Genomic DNA, 18,631 nt, shown 5'->3' with positions numbered 1-18,631 from the left:
TTGTCAATGTTTGTATACCAATAGGGAATAATTTTATATAAAATATATTATAAATAGTAAATTAATTATGGGGAAAAAATACTTTAATTACATCTGTTTTTCTTTTTTGAATAAACTTTACATTGGTAATATTTTACTATTATTAGTTTTTTTTACAACTATTTCAACAAATGGACAAGGCACAACATGTGCTACCGCAATACCAATAACAATAAATGGTGCATGTGGCAGTGGAACAATTATCGATACTTCCCCAGATTTACCTGCCTTGGCAACATGTGCAACAGGCACCTTTAGAAGAGAAGGATGGTATAAATTTACTGTTACAGGCGGACCATTGAATTTAACAATTACTGGTAATGCATCAAATAGAAATTTATTTCTTCAATTAATATCCGAAGCTACAGCTTGTGGTACTCTAACTCAAATAGGATGTGCAAATAGTGATACTAATGGAAATACTGCACAAACTGAAACAATTACAGTAACTAATTTAGCTAACGGAACCTATTACATAAAAGTTGCAAATGTTGGCAACAACAACGACATGACTTTAACGAGTTTATGTGTATCAACAACTCCGTTGAATGATACTTGTGGAGGAGCATCTACTATAACTTCAAACACTAGTTGTGTTAACACAACTGGCTCAACACTTGGCGCTACATTTGATACTGGAACTGGTGTCTGTACAACAGGGACCGAAAATGCAGTTTGGTATCAATTTCAAGCTGTAGCAACTACTCATGTCGTGACAGTAGATGGAGCAGCTGGTTTTGATCCAGTTTTAAATGTAATTAGTAATTGTGGTTCTGCTGTTATTCCTTCAGGTGGTGGCTGCATTGATGCAACAGCTGACGACGGTATAGAAACTCGAACATTAACTGGATTGACTATTGGTGCTTTTTACAAAATTCAAGTACATGACTATTGGGGCGATTTAACAGCAAATGGTTTTACTATATGTGTTACTCATACTCCTATATGCACAACACCAACGGCGCAACCCACAAGTTTAGTTTTTGGAGCAACTACTGACACTTCAATAACTGGTTCTTTTACTGCTGCAAGCCCAGCACCTAATAAATATCTGATCGTAAGAAGCACAAGTGCCTCGGCACCAAGCCCTGGACCAGTAGATGGAATAATATATCTTGTTAATGGTTCTGTTGGCGGTGGTACTATTGTTTCTAATACTAACGCAACTAGCTTTACTGCTACAGGTTTAACTCCTGGCACACAATATTATTTCTATGTTTATTCTTTTAATGATACAGCCTGTAGTAGTGGTCCTGTATATTTAACCACATCTATTTTATCTGGTACTAGAACAACACTTTGCGCCACAGGCACAACTGTTGCATCCAATACTATCACAACAACTTCTGCCAATATCACTTGGACTGGAACTGGAAATTACATTGTCGAATATGGGTTGACTGGTTTTACTCCAGGAACTGGGGCAACTGCAGGTGTTGGCGGGACTATAGCTTCTTCAACAGCAACTTCTCCCTATGCATTAACGGGTTTGACAGCAACCACAACCTATCAAGTATATGTAAGACAAGTATGTGCGCTTGGAGGTTATAGTGCTAATTCAACCGTTCATGCATTTACAACGGCTTGTGCTACACCAACGGCACAACCCACAAGTTTAGTTTTTGGAACTACTACTGACACTTCCATAGCTGGATCGTTCACAGCTGCTAGTCCTGCACCAAATAAATACTTGGTTGTTAGAAGCACAAGTGCAACTGCTCCAAGCCCAGGACCAGTCAACGGTACAACCTATCTTGTTAATGGTGTTTTTAGTGGCGCTACTGTAGTATCAAATACTAACGCGACTAGTTTTACTGCAACAGGTTTAACTCCTGGCACACAATATTATTTCTATGTTTATTCCTTTAATGATACAGCATGTAGTGGTGGTCCTGTATATTTAACCACATCTATTTTATCTGGTACTAGAACAACACTTTGCGCCACAGGAACTACTGTTGCATCCAATACAATCACAACAACTTCTGCCAATATCACTTGGACTGGAACTGGAAATTACATTGTCGAATATGGGTTGACTGGTTTTACTCCAGGAACTGGGGCAACTGCAGGTGTTGGCGGGACTATAGCTTCTTCATCAGCAACTTCTCCCTATGCATTAACGGGTTTGACAGCAACCACAACCTATCAAGTATATGTAAGACAAGTATGTACGCTTGGTGGCTATAGTGCTAATTCTACCGTACATATATTTACAACGTCTTGCACTACTCCAACGGCGCAACCCACAAGTTTAGTCTTTGGAGCAATTACTAGCACAACTATTGCTGGTTCTTTTACTGCTGCTAGTCCTGCACCAAATAAATACTTGGTTGTTAGAAGCACTAGTGCAACTGCTCCAAGTCCAGGACCAGTAAACGGTACAACCTACCTTGTTAATGGTGTTTTTAGTGGCGCTACTGTAGTATCAAATACTAACGCGACTAGTTTTACTGCTTCTGGTTTGTCTGGAAACACAAGATATTATTTTTACGTTTATTCTTTTAATGACACCTCTTGTTCTGGCGGACCAGCATACAACACATTAACCCCGTTAACAAACAATTCCGTTACTTGTGTAGCTGTTCCAAATACAGTATCGACTGCAAGTATTGGTCAAAATGATTTTATACTTAATTGGACAACTCCTACAGGAGGAAGTGAATTTGCAATAACATATACTGTTCAAGTGACCACAGACCCAGCTTTTACAAACAATGTTATTGACTCACCATTCACAGTAGTTGATCCAACAACTACTCTATATATTGACACACTTTTGAGTAATACAACCTATTATTATAGAATTTTGGCAAATAATGGATGCTCTAGTGCTTATGTAAATGGAACTATAACTACATTACCAAATCCTTGTGCACCACCTTTATCACAGGCATTTAATTTTGTTTCTGGAACCATTACAGATACCTCAATTGCCGCTAGCTTTTCAGGCACAGCAGATGGATATTTAGTAATTCGTTCAACAAGTGCAACTCCTCCTTCGCAACCTATTAATGGTACTACGTATAATGCAGGTAATATAGGAACACTTGGAAGTGGTCTAACATTTGTTCAATCAAGCAGTTTATATACTTTCAACAACACTGGCTTACTTTCAAATACAAGGTATTATTATTATATTTATGCGTTTAATGGCTCGATATATTGTAGTGGTGGACCAGTTTATAATTCCGCTGGTGCATTGACAGGTACTGCAGTTACTTGTGCAGGAATACCAACAGGAGTAGCTTCTGCAAGTATAACTACTAATTCATTTGTATTTAATTGGGTTGCACCAGTAGGAGGAAGTGCATCAAGTATAACCTATACATTACAAGTTACAACAAATCCAACCTACACCACTAATGTTATTGGCTCACCATTTACTGTAACAAATCCTACGACTACTCAAAGTGTGACTGGACTTAGTCCAGGTACAACGTATTATTATAGAATATTAGCTAGTAATGGCTGTCAAAGCGCTTATGTTTTAGGCACTGCAACAACCAGCGTAATTAATGATGAATGTGTAAATGCTATTCCATTAACTGTTAATCCGTCTTCTGTATGTGTAACTTCAACAGTAGGAACTACAATTGGCGCTACACAATCAACTCCTGGTTGTAGTGGAACTGCTGATGATGATGTATGGTATAGCTTTACTGCTACGACTACTTCACATACAATAACGGTAACACCATCAACATTATATGATGCTGTTTTTCAGCTTTATATAGGGAATTGTGCAACCCCAGCAAATTGCATCGACAATGGTTCAGTTTTTTTACCATATGATCCCGAAACTGTAACGTTTACGGGATTAAATATTGGCACTGTATATTATATTAGGGTTTATAGTTATTATTCGACTGCACCAGATAGAGGTGACTTTAGTATTTGTATTACAACACCAGTTGCACCAACAAATGATGATTGTGCCGGCGCAACTCCACTTACTGTCAATCCAACAACTACTTGTGCCACTAGTACAAATGGAAATACACAATATGCTACTCAATCACAAGTAGGTTGCACGGGAAATGCAGATGATGATGTTTGGTATAGTTTTGTTGCAACTGGAACAAGGCATACAGTTACTGTAAATCCAATTACCTTAAACAACGTAGTTTTTGAAGTTTTTAGTGGAAATTGTTTAGGTTTAACAAGTTTACAATGTGTAAATAATACAAACGGGGCAAATTTTGAAACTACAACCCTAACAGGATTAAGTATTGGAACTATTTATCTTGTAAGAGTATATAGTAATGGTAACGCAGGAAATGCGGGGACCTTTTCGATTTGTGTAACTACCCCTTGTAGCGCTGGTCCTGGCACTGGGACAAGTTCCACTAGTTGTCCAAATTTATTGGTAGGTGCGGCTAGTTTGAATGGTGTAAACCCGCCAACAATAGCATGTACTGCTCCAAACAACTGTGTAAATCTTGAAGCAGTGTACCCTGACTTTAACCAAACAACCAGTTACAGTGTAACCTCTATACCATATGCACCGCCTTATCAGTTTAACTGTTTGGCAAATCCTATAAGTGTAAATATTGATGATGTGTGGTCAAACATTGTAACGCTTCCTTTTAATTTTTGCTTTTATGGAAACAATTACAATCAAGTATTAATAGGTTCAAATGGAGTGATTACATTTAACACTTCCACATACACTCCTGGAGGAGGAACTGGATATACAATAGCTAATAACTTACCGAGTCCTTCATTAGCACTAAACAGTATTTTTGGAGTACATCATGATATTGACCCAAGCAAAGGAGGACAAGTAGGATGGGAATTAGTAACTTTAAGTAGTGGATGTAGAGCACTTGTTGCAAGTTGGAGTGATATTCCTATGTTCTCTTCTGTATGTAATAATATACTGTATAGTGGTATGATGGTGTTACATGAAAACAGTAATATTATTGATGTTTTTGTAAAAGAAAAAAATGTTTGTCCTTCCTGGAATGGAGGTAATGCTATAATTGGTATCCAAAATTCAACTGGAACAATAGCAACAGTAGCACCTAACAGAAATTCATTAGATACTGATTGGACCGTATTACAAGAGGCATGGAGATTTACTCCTGCTGGAGCTTCTATAGCTAGTGTTAAATGGTTTCAAGGCGTTGGAATTGGTGGAACTCAAGTTGGAACAGGTAACAATATAACTGTTTGTCCATCATCAAGCACTACCTATACTGCCGAAATAACTTATGCATTTTGCAATGGTGTTACAACAAAAATTACTGGTCAAACTAATGTTACTATTTCTACAGGTAAAATTTGGACAGGTAGTGTCGATACTAATTGGAACGTTGCCAATAACTGGTCGCCATCAGGGGTTCCCACAAATATGGACTGTATAACCATCCCAAATGTGACTAATAAACCTATAATTTCTGGAACATCATATAACGCATTTTGCCATAATCTTACCATAAATAATGGAGCTTCACTTACGGTTCAATCAAGCAACACTATCACAGTAACCGATTTTGTAAATGTGAATACTGGAGGTATATTTGATATTAAAAATAGCGCAAGTTTAGTTCAAGTTAACAATACTGCTACTAATACTGGGAATATCACAATGGACAGAACAACGAATGTTAAAAAATACGACTATGTCTATTGGAGTAGTCCTGTAAGAACATTTAATTCAGGAAGTATTATTCCATCAGCTCCTACTGGCTATATATTTAAATGGAATACCACTATTTCTAATGGTAATGGAGGACAAGGAAATTGGGTCTCAGGCCTTGAGAATATGGCTGTGGGCAAAGGATATATAGGAATGGTTCCATTTTCATATAGTGCAAGTGCTGTTGCGCCTATGACTGCTACATTTAATGGTATTGCTAATAATGGTATCAAACGTGTTCCTATTTTTAGAGGATCACATACTGGTGCAAATTATGCTGGCACGAATGGAATTACCATTACTAATTTAGATGATAATTGGAATTTACTCGGAAATCCTTATCCATCTGCTATTGATGCCAAAGATTTTTTATTGTTAAACACTAACATTAATGGTAATGTTAGACTTTGGACGCATGGTTCACCAATTAGCTCAGGTAATGCCAATCCATTCTATGGAAGTTTTAATCTTAATTACAACGTAAATGACTATGTTAGCTTCAACGGTGTGGGATCAACGCCACCTGGATTTAACGGAAAAATTGGAGCTGGACAAAGTTTCTTTGTTATAATGAACGATGGAACCGCTTCATCTGGCATCGTTACATTTAACAATAGCTTGCGAAGTAATACTTATAATAACAGTCAGTTTTACAGACAAAATAATATAGCTGAAACTGAACCCGAAAAAGATAGATTTTGGATAAGTTTGGTTAGACCAGATAATTTAGCAGCAACTACTCTTATTGGTTATGTTGAAGACGCAACTTATGGTGAAGACAGACTGTTTGATGCGGTTTACAAACCGGTTTCAGAAGTAGGTATATATTCTATACTGAATGATAAAACAACTATTATTCAAGGTAGACAACTTCCTTTTGACGATAATGATTTTATTCCTCTTGGCATTACCATTCCTAATAATGGTGTTTATACCATAGGCATCAGTCAAGCAGAAGGATTATTCATGAATGATAATCAAAATATTTTTTTAGAAGATACTTATACAAATGTTATTCATGATCTAAGATTAGCGCCATATACCTTCCAGATTAACACAGGAAGATATGATAATAGATTTATTTTACGCTATAAAAACGAGTCACTTGGCAATCCCTCAATTAATGAAAATGAAACATTTGCCTATATAAACAACCATATAGTAAAAGTCCAATCAAAAGAAAACATCAAAGAAATCAAAATATTTGACATGACTGGGAAGTTAATTACAACTTACAAACCCGACATAATGCAAAATAACTTTGAGGAAAATTTTCCTTATGCAAATGGCGTTTACTTAGCGATTATCAAACTTGATAATGATAGTGTTGTAAAACGTAAACTATTGAATTAAATAGCAAAATTTCAAATAAAAAAAAAGTCCCGATATGAAAATTCATATCGGGACGTTTTATAATTTAAAGCATTTGGAAGTTACTTCACCAGTGTCATTTCATCAACAATGTGTTTTGCTCCTGAGAAATTTTCAATTACCCATAGAACGTAACGTATATCTACGTTGATTGTTCTTTGTAATTTGTTATCAAAAATAACATCACCAGCCATAGCTTCGATGTTTCCGTCAAATGCTAATCCTATTAATTCCCCTTTTCCGTTTAATACTGGCGAACCTGAGTTTCCTCCAGTAATATCATTATCTGTCAAGAAATTTACGTGTAATGAACCGTCTTTATCAGCATAACGACCGAAATCTTTATTTTTTTGCATCTCAAGTACTTTGGTTGGCAAATCAAATTCTTGATCTCCTTTTTTATATTTTTTTACTTGACCAACTAAAGTAGTGTAGTTATTAATAGTAGCATCATTTCTTTTATCAGCAGGAAGCGAACGAACTTTTCCGTAAGTTAAACGCAAAGTTGAGTTAGCATCTGGATATTTAATAGCTCCAATTTTAGACTCTCTTAAACCCTCAACTAACAATCGGAATGAAGAAGCGTAATCATTTTGAGCTTTGATAATTTCTTCTGAACGATTTGAAAAATGTGTCGTCATATCATTAGACAAAGTATACAAAGGATCGTTTGACAATAACCCTTCACTAGGTAATTGTAAAAAAGCTTTAATGCGATCTACAGAAGTAAATATACTCAAGTCGAATGCTGCGTTTACATAATTAGTAAAATTGTTATTGTTCTCATCGCCTATTTTTTTAACAAGTGGCGCAATAGCATATCCAGTTGATTTAGTTGCATAGACATTTAATTGTGCTGCTAATAAATCTTTTTCAGCTGGAATATACAATTCTTTATACATTTCTGTGGCCATCTCAGTTATAGCAGGAGCCATTTGAGCACGTTTAGTAGCATCAGCCTTAACATACATATCCAATTGTCTTCCTAAATTTCTTGAAATAGTTCCGAATGCAGTAGTTCTAAACAATTGTTGTAAATAATTGTCGTGACGGGATTTTTCATTGGTCAATGCATAGAACTTATTAATATTAGTAATTACATTACCATATTTTGCCTTATTTGCAGGTTTGTTTGCCCATTTATCAAACTTAGCTTCTTGAGCTGCTTTTGATTTTGCAGTTCCAAATTTGGTCAAAGCATCTATCATTCCTTGACGATTTTTCCAATAGTTAGCTGTAGAAGCATATTTTGAAGCGTACACTAAATTCAAAGCATCACTCTGATTCATGTATTTCTTCATATTGTCCATACCGGTTTTAGCACCTTCAACCCATGCAGGATAAGCAAATTTTACATTTTGCTCAATTCCAGCTGCTGGCATCCAACGATTAGTTCTTCCTGGATATCCTAAAATCATCGCAAAATCATTTTCTTTTACTCCGTTTAAACTAACAGGTAAATAATGTTTTGGTTTTAATGGCACATTGCTTTCTGAATAATCCGCTGGATTTCCATTAGCATCAGCATATACTCTAAACATTGAGAAATCGGCAGTATGACGTGGCCATTCCCAGTTGTCTGTATCACCACCAAATTTTCCTAAACTTTCTGGTGGCGTTCCTACTAAACGAACATCTTTATAGTCTTGGTAAACAAAATAGTAAAATTCATTTCCTTGAAAAAATGGACGAACAGAAACGGTATATTTTCCACCTTCGTTGTTTTCTTTTTCAATTAGAGCAATTTCTTGGTTGATTGCTTTTTCTCTCTCCGCTTCGGTCATTGAAGCATTTACTTTAGCTAAAATACGTTTGGTACAGTCATCCATTCTAACGAAGAAACGTACGAACAAACTAGAAGGTTTAATTTCTGCTTTTCTGTTTTCAGCCCAAAAACCGTCTTTCAACAAGTTTTTCTCTGCAGTAGAAAGTTCTGCAATCGCATCATATCCACAGTGGTGATTAGTTAAAACCAATCCGTCTTTTGAGACAATTTCTGCTGTACAACCTCCGTTGAATTGTACAATAGCATCTTTCAAACTGTGGTTGTTAATACTGTAAATCTCTTCGGCTGTCAATTGTAAGCCCATTTTTTGCATGTCGCGGTGGTTTAATCGTTCAATGAACATTAAAAACCACATTCCCTCATCCGCTTTCATGCTCATTGGCATAAGCATAATTCCTGCGATTAGGGATAGAATAATTTTTTTCATATTTATAATAATTTGTTTTTCAGTGTGCGAATATACTTTTTTTTGATAATTAAGCAGGCAAACAACCCATAAAAACTATATCGATTTAGTAAATTTTAACGTATTATTTAGAAAAATAAAAAACTTCAGTATGAGAATATATATTTTTCAGAAAAAGAGAAACAACTGAAAATAAAAAAACCTTTCAGCAGCACTGAAAGGTTTAGAATACGATTTAAAAAAAATTATTCTACAATAATCTTATTCGTAATGATGCTATTACCACTCTTGATGTTAACAAAATAAACACCTGAAGTTGGATTTTGAATAACAATATTTTGTAAAAGTTCAGAGTTTTGATTGTACGTTTTTTCAAAAACTACTCTTCCTGTAACATCAAACACCTCAACAGCATAGTCGGCCAATAATTCCTTGAATTGAATAGTAAATTCTCCTTTATTTGGATTAGGGTATATTGAAAAGTTGTTTTTAACAAAAGCATCATTACTCAATGAATTTTGTTTAATTTGGCTTCTAACAGTATTCAACCATGCAGTCATTCTAGTAGCTTGACCTGCAGTAAACAAATACATACAAGCATCATCAACATAATCCATATAATTCATAGTTTGCACTAAATCTCCAACACAATTTGCATCATATGTTGAATCTGCAGCAGGACATCCATATGTTGGTGTTGATGTTGTTGGAGTATCACAAACACGGTCACCAGAAGTAGCACAATTAGTACCATCACAAGAAACGAATGTATGGTCTAATCTAAAATAATGTCCCATTTCATGGGTTAAAGTTCTACCTTTATTGAAAGGCGAAGTAGGATTAATTCCACCAGAACCTGTTCCTGTACATCCAGTTCCGGAAGAAAAAGAATTATTATCAATCGTTACACCGTATCCAGACAACTGTGGTCCTAGAGGTGAAAAACCTAAAGTTCCACCACCTAAGTTTCTAATAATAATATTAAAATAACCCGCCCAATTAGCATCTAAATTTTGTCCAGAACCAAAATTATAACCAAATGTTACAGCCGGTTGACCTTCTACTAATCCAGAACCAGCAGGATGATTTTGTGTGGCTAATTCAAATTGAATATCCATATTACCTACAGTAACATCAGGAAAGTATTGACTAGCGCCTGTCGAAGGATCAGTCCATAAAACTAAATCCGAATTATTGGCATTGTAATCAGCATTTAATATATTAATTTGGGTTTGAGCTAATGCAATTAAACAATTTCTCAAGACTAAATTCACACCCGATGTTGCAGTAGCAAGATCAGCAGAACTTGTAGTGTAGTGAACCGCAATTGGTATTCTTGTTACTTCATTTGTTGAGTTAATAGCATTACCATTTCTATTAAAATTGGTTAACAAACGCTGATATTCTTCTTCAAAACGAGCTTGACCTTCTAGATAAGCAGCTCTTTGAATTGGGTCATTCATTATTAATTGCATAGCTTGATCTACTCCACATGTTCTTTGTTGAGCAAAAAATACTTGAGAAGCAAGCGTAAAGAGAACTAAAAGTAATTTTGTTTTCATTTTCATTTTTTTGTACAATTTATTTTTTTCAAAAATACATTTTTTTCAACACATTACATACTAGAGATAAAACGTAATGATTTGATGATAAATATCTATTGACTAAGCATTAAGCATTTCCCATAATTTGTCTTTCAACTCTGTCAATCCTTGATTGGCTACTGATGAAATAAACAAGTAAGGTGTTCCTTTGAAATCTTTGTCCAATTGTGATTTGAGTTCTGATTTAAGTTCTTCATCCAGCATATCACATTTAGAAACTACAATTAGTCTGTCTTTATCCAACATTTCAGGATTATAACGACGCAACTCATCGAGTAAAATTTCATATTCTTTTTTGATATCATCGGCATCGGCAGGTACTAAAAACAATAACGTTGAATTTCGCTCAATGTGTCTTAAAAAATAGTGTCCCAAACCTTTTCCTTCGGCTGCACCTTCAATAATTCCTGGAATATCAGCCATGATAAACGACTTGAATTCTCGGTAGGCAACAATTCCCAAATTAGGTTTTAAAGTAGTAAAGGGATAATCGGCAATTTTTGGTTTAGCAGAAGTTAAAACCGAAAGTAATGTAGATTTTCCCGCATTAGGAAAACCAACTAATCCCACATCAGCTAAGACTTTTAATTCCAGAGTAACATCCATTTCTTCGGATGGCATTCCTGGTTGGGCATATCTTGGCGTTTGATTGGTAGAGCTTCTAAAGTTCCAGTTTCCTAAACCGCCTTTACCACCTTTAAGTAAGATTTTCTCTTCGCCATGTTCTGTAATTTCGAATAAAATTTCGTCTGTTTCTTTATCTCGAACTACTGTTCCTAGCGGCACTTCTATTGTTTTATCTTCACCATCGTGACCGGTACTTCTTGAACTTCCACCATCGCCACCATGACCAGCTTTGACATGACGAGCAAATTTCAAGTGAAATAAGGTCCAAAGACTTTTATTTCCTTTTAAAATAATATGACCTCCACGTCCACCATCACCACCATCAGGCCCACCTTTTTCAATAAATTTTTCGCGGTGTAAATGCGAAGATCCTTTCCCTCCTTTTCCGGAAGAAACATATATTTTAACGTAATCTACAAAATTTCCCTCTGTCATAATTTCAGTGTTCAGTCTCAGTGTTCAGTCTCAGTGTTCAGTTTTTAATTTTTTACTATAAAAGTTAGTGTAAACTGTGACTGCGACTGTAAACTAATTTATTCTTTTATCGCTTTCACAAGCACTTTATCAATCTTTACGCCATCCATATCTATGACTTCCATTTCAAATTTATTCCAAATCAGTTTTTCACCTGTTTTGGGAATATTTCCTAATTCGGTCATAATTAATCCGCTTACTGTAGTCACTTCATAATCATTGGTCAACTCATCCATATCAAAATAAGTCAAGAAATCGTGTAAAGAATACAAACCATCAACTAGCCATGTTCCATCTTCTCTTGCTATCAATTGGTATTCATCTTCATCAAAATCGGACGCATCACCCACCAAAGCTTCCAAGATATCGTTCAAAGTAATAATTCCTTGAAAAACTCCATATTCATCCGTAACCAAAGCATAATGTACTTTTGATTTTTTAAAATTCTCCAATGCTTTGTAAACCGATGTATGTTCAATAAAATAAACCGGCTCTTTTGTAATCGATTTTAAATCAAATGGTCCTGTTTCAAAACTTCTAAACAAGTCTTTTAGTAAAACAATACCAACTACATCGTCCATATTTTCGTTACAAACAGGATAAACCGAATGTAATTCTTCCAGAACTTTTCCTTTTAATTCTTCAATTGTGTCTTCTAAAGAAAGGTAAATGATAGATTGACGGTGAGTCATTAATGAGTTGACTTTTCTGTCACCAATATGAAAAACGCGCTCTACAATATCTTGCTCAATTTCTTGCACTTCACCACCTTCTGTTCCTTCTTTAATGATGGCTTTGATTTCTTCTTCGGTTACTTTTCCATCGGCAGTTGGTTTTATTTTAAGTACTTTTAAAATAAAATCTGTTGAAATAGTCAACAACCAAATGAATGGCATCGTGATTATTGAAACCATTTTCATAGGAACGGCGACTCCTTTTGCAATAGCTTCAGGATAATTTAGCCCAATTCTTTTTGGTAATAATTCGCCCAAAACTAAAGAGAAAAAAGTCAAAACTACTAACACTATAACCACAGCAAGGGTATCTGAATAAGGTTTTAAAGCAGCAAATCCTTCGATAAAAAACTTAACATCATGAGTGATTTTCTCGCCAGAATAAATACCCGTTAAAATTCCAATTAATGTAATTCCAATTTGAACCGTGGACAGAAATTTATTAGGTGAATTAGCTAAATCTAAAGCGACTTTTGCATTGTTATTTCCTTTTTTTGCTGCAGTTTCTAGGCGATTTTTACGTGCAGAAATCAAAGCGATTTCCGACATTGAGAAAACCCCATTGAGAAGAATTAAAAAAAGAATAATTAGTATTTCCATTTTTCAGTTAGGAGCTATAAGTTATGACCCGAGCCAAGGGCGATTTGAGCAAAGCTAGTTATGAATATAACTTTAACTAAAAATTTCAATTATAAATTGTCTATTACTCCGCTTAATCGTAGAGTCACTTCTGCAACATAGCCAATTCCATTAACAGCGTGAAATTTACCTTGTGTATTATAATAATCCATCAAAGGTGCTGTTTTTTCGTTGTACTCTTGGTAACGGTTTCGAATTTTTTCTTCGTCTTGATCATCAGGTCTACCCGATGTTTTTCCTCTTTCTAATAATCTTTGTACTAAAATTTCATCATCAGCTTCTAAAGCTACTGTTGCTGTTATACTTTGACCTTTACTCTCTAGAAAAGCGTCCAAAGCTGCAGCTTGCGCTAACGTTCTTGGGAAACCATCAAATAAAAAACCAGCTGATTGTGGATTTTTATCCACTTCGCTTTCCAGCATTTTTATGGTCACTTCATCAGGAACTAAATCTCCTTTGTCCATAAATGTCTTAGCTAATTTCCCTAATTCGGTATCATTTTTTATATTGTATCTAAAAATATCTCCGGTGGAAAGATGTGTTAGATTGTATTTTTCTTTTAAAAATTCAGCTTGTGTGCCTTTTCCTGCACCTGGTTTTCCGAAAAGAACGATGTTAATCATAATGATTTTTAATTTTTGATTTTTGATTTTTGATTTTTGATTTTTTAACTTCCAAAATCAAAATTCGTTAATCTTCAATCGTTAATTTTTTTTATTGTGCTAATTGGTATACGTCTGGCAAATTTCTTCCTAATCCATCGTAGTCTAAACCATATCCAACAATGAATTTATTAGGAATTCTAATCCCAACATAATCTATTTTGATATCTTTTTTATAAGCCTCAGGTTTGAAAAATAAAGTAGCAATTTTCAAATGTTTTACTTTTTTCTCTTTGAAAATAGCTTTTAATTCTTCTACGGTGTTTCCTGTATCAACAATATCTTCAACAACTACAACCGTTCTTCCTTCTAAATCTTGGTTCAACCCAATCAATTGTTTTACTTCATGGGTAGTTTCAGTTCCTTCGTAAGACGCTAGTTTCACAAAACTCACTTCACACATGCCTCGATATTGTTTCATCAAATCGGCCAAAACCATAAAAGCGCCATTCAAAACACCAATAAAAACGGGAACATCATCAAAAAAATCATCATCCATTTGTTTGGCCATATTTTTAATAGCAAAATCAATTTCATCAGATGAAATAAAAGGTTCAAAAGTTTTATCGTGTAAGTGTATCATTTTATCATTTTTTTATTGAAGGTGCAAATTTACACAAGTATTGAGTATCAATACTAAAGTATTTGGACTTTTTTACAAATTTGATATAATTACGAAATAAAATTATAGTTAGAGTGATTATATTTGCACCAACAACTACGGCAACATGACGTAAGCGAAGCGATTGCATGAAACCTTTAAAAAACAATAACAACGACGAATGAATTATTTCTCTTCTGATTTTAAATTAGGCATTCTTGGCGGTGGACAATTGGGCAAAATGCTATTGGCTGAAACCCGAAAATTCGACATACAAACCTATATTTTAGATCCTAGCAGTGAAGCACCTTCACAATTTGGCGCTACAAAATTCTTTCAAGGAAGTCTAATGGATTTTGATACTGTGTATGATTTTGGTAAAAAAGTTAATGTATTAAGTATTGAAATTGAAAACGTTAATCTTGACGCTTTAGATAAATTAGAAGAAGAAGGATTGCCTGTTTATCCATCACCAAAAACATTACGATTAATTCAAAACAAAGGAAGACAAAAGGATTTTTATGTTGAAAATAACATTCCAACTTCAACCCATAAAAGATTTGAAAATCTTGAAAATCTAAAATCTGATCTCACATCGAAAGCAGTCGAAATGCCATTCGTATGGAAATGTGCACAATTTGGCTACGATGGGAATGGCGTTAAAATTGTACGTTCCTTAGCTGACTTAGAGAATTTACCAAATGTGGAATGTATTGCCGAACAAATGGTTCCGTTCAAAAACGAATTGGCTGTAATTGTGACTCGTTCTGTTTCAGGTGAAGTAAAAACCTACCCTGTAGTAGAAATGGAATTTCATCCCGAAGCCAATCAAGTAGAATATGTAATTTGTCCTGCAAGAATTGAGAGTAAAGTGGCTCAAAAAGCACAAGAAATTGCCTTAAAAGTTTCCAAAGCTTTCCATCACGTTGGTTTATTAGCAGTTGAAATGTTTCAAACTGAAGACGATGACATTTTAGTCAACGAAGTGGCACCAAGACCACATAATTCGGGACATTATTCGATTGAAGCGAGTTATACATCGCAATTTGAAAATCATTTGCGCGCCATTTTAGATTTACCTTTGGGAAATACCGCTAGTAAAGTTGCCGGAATTATGGTAAATTTGGTTGGTGCAGAAGGTTATTCAGGACCAGTAATCTACGAAAACATCTCCAACATAATGGCAATTGATGGCGTAATACCACATATTTACGGAAAAAGAGAAACAAGACCTTTCAGAAAAATGGGACACGTTACCATTGTAAATGAAGATATGGTGGAAGCAAGAAAAATTGCGGAAGAAGTGAAGAATAGTATAAGAGTGATTAGTGATCAGTCGCAGTAATCAGTCGCAGTTGGCAGTTTTAAAACCAAATTAACTTGAAACCTTAAACTTGAAACAAAAAAACAAATGAGCAAAGTAGCCATCATAATGGGAAGCATTTCGGATATGCCTGTAATGCAAGAAGCCATCGACATCTTAAAAGGATTTGACATCGAAACCGAAGTAGATATTGTTTCGGCTCACAGAACTCCCGAAAAATTATTTGATTTCAGTAAAAATGCCCACACTCGAGGCATTTCAGTAATTATTGCTGGTGCTGGTGGTGCGGCTCATTTACCCGGAATGGTCGCTTCCATGTCGCCATTGCCTGTGATTGGTGTTCCTGTAAAATCGAGTAATTCTATCGATGGTTGGGATTCGGTTTTGTCAATTTTGCAAATGCCTGGTGGTGTTCCTGTGGCAACAGTGGCTTTAAACGGAGCCAAAAATGCCGGAATTCTGGCCGCGCAAATCATCGGCAGTCATGATAAATGTGTACTTGATAAAATAATTTTCTATAAAGAAAGCTTGGCTGCAGCCGTAAACAAAGCTTCTAATGAATTGAAAAAATAAAAAAATTACACAAAGTTAACTAAGTCAATCACAAAGTTACTCAAAGTCCTTTGTGAAACTCTGTGAACAAACTTTGTGAAACTCTGTGAAACTAAAAATGAAAACACTTACCTCAACATTCAATACCAAACACAACACCGCACCTTTTTCACAAATAAAACTGGAAGATTTCAAACCTGCTTTTATCGAAAATATCGCTACAGCAAGAGCCGAAATTGATGCAATAACTAACAATCCTGATGAACCAACTTTTGAAAATACCATCGTTGCTTTAGATTTTGCTGGTGAACAATTAGATAGATTATCATCTATTTTCTTCAATTTGAATTCAGCGGAAACGTGTGACGAAATGCAAAAAATTGCTCAAGAAGTTTCTCCTTTGTTAACTGCTTTTGGTAATGATATTTCATTGAATGAAGATTTATTCAAACGTGTAAAAGCAGTTCATGACCAAAAAGACACTTTAACTTTAACGCCAGAACAAGCAACTTTATTAGACAAGAAATTCAAAGGATTTTCCAGAAATGGAGCCTTACTTTCGGAAGATGACAAGTTGATATTACGTGAAATCGATACCGAATTAGCCAAAATCAAATTGACGTATGGCGAAAATGTTTTGGCAGAAACCAACAACTATCAATTACATATTACCAACGAAGAAGATTTGAAAGGCTTACCTGATGGTGCCAAAGAAATGGCAGCAAGTTTGGCATCCCGAAGCGTCGGGACAAAAAAATTAGAAGGTTGGGTTTTTACATTGGATTTTCCAAGTTATTTGCCTTTCGTTACTTATGTTGACAATCGTGAATTGCGCAAGGAAATGGCTATTGCAGCTGGAAAAAAATCATTTCATGACAACGAATTTGACAACAAAGAAAATGTAAAACGCATTGTTGAATTGCGTCATAAACGAGCTAATTTATTAGGTTACGAGTCACATTCGCATTTTGTTTTGGAAGAACGAATGGCTCAAAATCCGATAAAAGTACACTCGTTTTTGAATGATTTATTGGAAAAAGCCAAGCCGGCGGCACAAGAAGAATTTACCCAACTAACCGCTTTCGCCAAAGAGCTTGACGGAATAGACCAATTAGAAAAATGGGACGGTTTGTATTATTCCGAAAAATTGAAACAAAAATTATTCAGTTTGGATGATGAATTGTTGAAACCTTATTTCAAATTAGAAAATGTGTTGAATGGAGCATTTACAATTGCTGAAAAGTTATTCGGAATTACCTTTAAAGAAGTTTTTGATATTGACAAATACCACGATGATGTACAAACTTTTGAAGTGTTGGACTTTGAAAATAATTTAGTTGCTGTTTTCTATTCCGATTTTTTTCCAAGAAAAGGAAAACGAAATGGCGCTTGGATGACATCATACAAACCACAATTTATCAAAAACGGAGTAAATGAAAGACCACATGTTTCTATCGTTTGTAATTTCACTCCGCCAACAGAAACAAAGCCTTCACTCCTAACCTTTAATGAAGTAACAACACTGTTCCATGAATTTGGTCATGCATTACATGGAATGTTAGCCAACACGACTTATCCAAGTTTATCTGGAACTTCGGTCTATTGGGATTTTGTAGAATTACCAAGTCAAGTGATTGAAAACTGGTGTTACGAAGCCGAAGCCTTGGCATTGTTTGCCAAACATTACGAAACGGGTGAAATTATTCCGCAGATTTATGTTGAAAAAATAAAAGAAAGCGCGAGTTTCTTAGAAGGAATGGCAACTTTACGCCAATTGAGTTTCGGAATTTTAGACATGGCTTATCATGGAAAATCTCAAAAAATTACTGATGTAAAAGTGTTTGAAAAAGTAGCTTTTGAAGGCACTTCTTTGTATCCTGATGTAGAAGAGAACTGCATGAGTACATCATTTTCACACATCTTTCAAGGTGGCTATTCTTCGGGATATTACAGTTACAAGTGGGCAGAAGTATTGGATGCCGATGCGTTTGCCTATTTTCAAGAAAAAGGTATTTTCAATAAAGAAGTAGCTACTAAATTTAAAGATAATGTACTTTCGAAAGGCGGAACAGAATTGCCTATGGAATTGTATAAACGCTTCCGTGGACAAGAACCAAAACCAGAAGCATTATTAAAAAGAGCTGGATTGATTTAGTTTTTTAGGCCAC

The 18,631-nt window shown here is 35.1% G+C and carries 10 protein-coding genes; 4 read left to right on the top strand and 6 right to left on the bottom strand.

The features are described 5' to 3' along the window. The first annotated feature begins 106 nt into the window (after positions 1–106). Positions 107–7,036 carry a fibronectin type III domain-containing protein gene (locus ACSVH2_RS11850; RefSeq protein WP_438093399.1) on the top strand — a complete coding sequence of 2,310 codons (6,930 nt, stop codon included), beginning with the start codon at positions 107–109 and terminating at the stop codon, positions 7,034–7,036. Between the two features lie 80 nt (positions 7,037–7,116). On the opposite strand, the gene ACSVH2_RS11845 is transcribed toward ACSVH2_RS11850, so the two are convergent. The 6 genes from ACSVH2_RS11845 to hpt form a co-directional block, all read right to left on the bottom strand. After that, positions 7,117–9,267, bottom strand: coding sequence for a S46 family peptidase (locus ACSVH2_RS11845; RefSeq protein ID WP_438093398.1), 2,151 nt, complete (start codon positions 9,265–9,267; stop codon positions 7,117–7,119). A gap of 224 nt (positions 9,268–9,491) precedes the next feature. Beyond that, positions 9,492–10,808: a zinc-dependent metalloprotease gene (locus tag ACSVH2_RS11840; protein WP_438093397.1), complete on the bottom strand. Its 1,317-nt coding sequence runs from the start codon at positions 10,806–10,808 to the stop codon at positions 9,492–9,494. A 102-nt stretch (positions 10,809–10,910) separates the two neighbouring features. Next, positions 10,911–11,912, bottom strand: coding sequence for a GTPase ObgE (gene obgE / locus ACSVH2_RS11835; RefSeq protein WP_438093396.1), 1,002 nt, complete (start codon positions 11,910–11,912; stop codon positions 10,911–10,913). A gap of 98 nt (positions 11,913–12,010) precedes the next feature. Continuing rightward, positions 12,011–13,234 carry a hemolysin family protein gene (locus ACSVH2_RS11830; RefSeq protein WP_438093476.1) on the bottom strand — a complete coding sequence of 408 codons (1,224 nt, stop codon included), beginning with the start codon at positions 13,232–13,234 and terminating at the stop codon, positions 12,011–12,013. A 140-nt stretch (positions 13,235–13,374) separates the two neighbouring features. After that, entirely contained in the window at positions 13,375–13,947 is a 573-nt protein-coding gene (locus ACSVH2_RS11825) for an adenylate kinase (RefSeq protein ID WP_438093395.1), read from the bottom strand. A 91-nt stretch (positions 13,948–14,038) separates the two neighbouring features. Beyond that, complete coding sequence (gene hpt / locus ACSVH2_RS11820; RefSeq protein WP_438093394.1) at positions 14,039–14,569, bottom strand: hypoxanthine phosphoribosyltransferase; 531 nt, start codon at positions 14,567–14,569, stop codon at positions 14,039–14,041. A 199-nt stretch (positions 14,570–14,768) separates the two neighbouring features. Between hpt and ACSVH2_RS11815 the strand changes: the two genes are divergently transcribed. From ACSVH2_RS11815 to ACSVH2_RS11805, 3 genes are all read left to right on the top strand, one after another. Further along, positions 14,769–15,932, top strand: coding sequence for a 5-(carboxyamino)imidazole ribonucleotide synthase (locus tag ACSVH2_RS11815; protein ID WP_438093393.1), 1,164 nt, complete (start codon positions 14,769–14,771; stop codon positions 15,930–15,932). A gap of 66 nt (positions 15,933–15,998) precedes the next feature. After that, complete coding sequence (gene purE, locus ACSVH2_RS11810) at positions 15,999–16,484, top strand: 5-(carboxyamino)imidazole ribonucleotide mutase (protein ID WP_438093392.1); 486 nt, start codon at positions 15,999–16,001, stop codon at positions 16,482–16,484. A gap of 97 nt (positions 16,485–16,581) precedes the next feature. Next, a complete protein-coding gene (locus ACSVH2_RS11805) occupies positions 16,582–18,618 on the top strand; it encodes a M3 family metallopeptidase (RefSeq protein WP_438093391.1) in 2,037 nt (678 codons plus the stop codon). Positions 18,619–18,631: the final 13 nt, after the last annotated feature.

The organism is Flavobacterium sp. RSB2_4_14 (assembly GCF_051547085.1).
GTDB lineage: Bacteria > Bacteroidota > Bacteroidia > Flavobacteriales > Flavobacteriaceae > Flavobacterium.
The sequence above is the reverse complement of the archived record's forward strand: the minus strand, read 5'-3'. Positions and strand labels throughout refer to the sequence as shown.

What these genes read in the sequence shown, in the direction of transcription:
- ACSVH2_RS11830 (WP_438093476.1), bottom strand. Translation starts at nt 13,234, where the DNA reads ATGTCGGAAATCGCTTTGATTTCTGCACGTAAAAATCGCCTAGAAACT.
- ACSVH2_RS11845 (WP_438093398.1), bottom strand. Translation starts at nt 9,267, where the DNA reads ATGAAAAAAATTATTCTATCCCTAATCGCAGGAATTATGCTTATGCCA.
- ACSVH2_RS11840 (WP_438093397.1), bottom strand. Translation starts at nt 10,808, where the DNA reads ATGAAAACAAAATTACTTTTAGTTCTCTTTACGCTTGCTTCTCAAGTA.
- hpt (WP_438093394.1), bottom strand. Translation starts at nt 14,569, where the DNA reads ATGATACACTTACACGATAAAACTTTTGAACCTTTTATTTCATCTGAT.
- purE (WP_438093392.1), top strand. Translation starts at nt 15,999, where the DNA reads ATGAGCAAAGTAGCCATCATAATGGGAAGCATTTCGGATATGCCTGTA.
- ACSVH2_RS11805 (WP_438093391.1), top strand. Translation starts at nt 16,582, where the DNA reads ATGAAAACACTTACCTCAACATTCAATACCAAACACAACACCGCACCT.
- obgE (WP_438093396.1), bottom strand. Translation starts at nt 11,912, where the DNA reads ATGACAGAGGGAAATTTTGTAGATTACGTTAAAATATATGTTTCTTCC.
- ACSVH2_RS11825 (WP_438093395.1), bottom strand. Translation starts at nt 13,947, where the DNA reads ATGATTAACATCGTTCTTTTCGGAAAACCAGGTGCAGGAAAAGGCACA.
- ACSVH2_RS11815 (WP_438093393.1), top strand. Translation starts at nt 14,769, where the DNA reads ATGAATTATTTCTCTTCTGATTTTAAATTAGGCATTCTTGGCGGTGGA.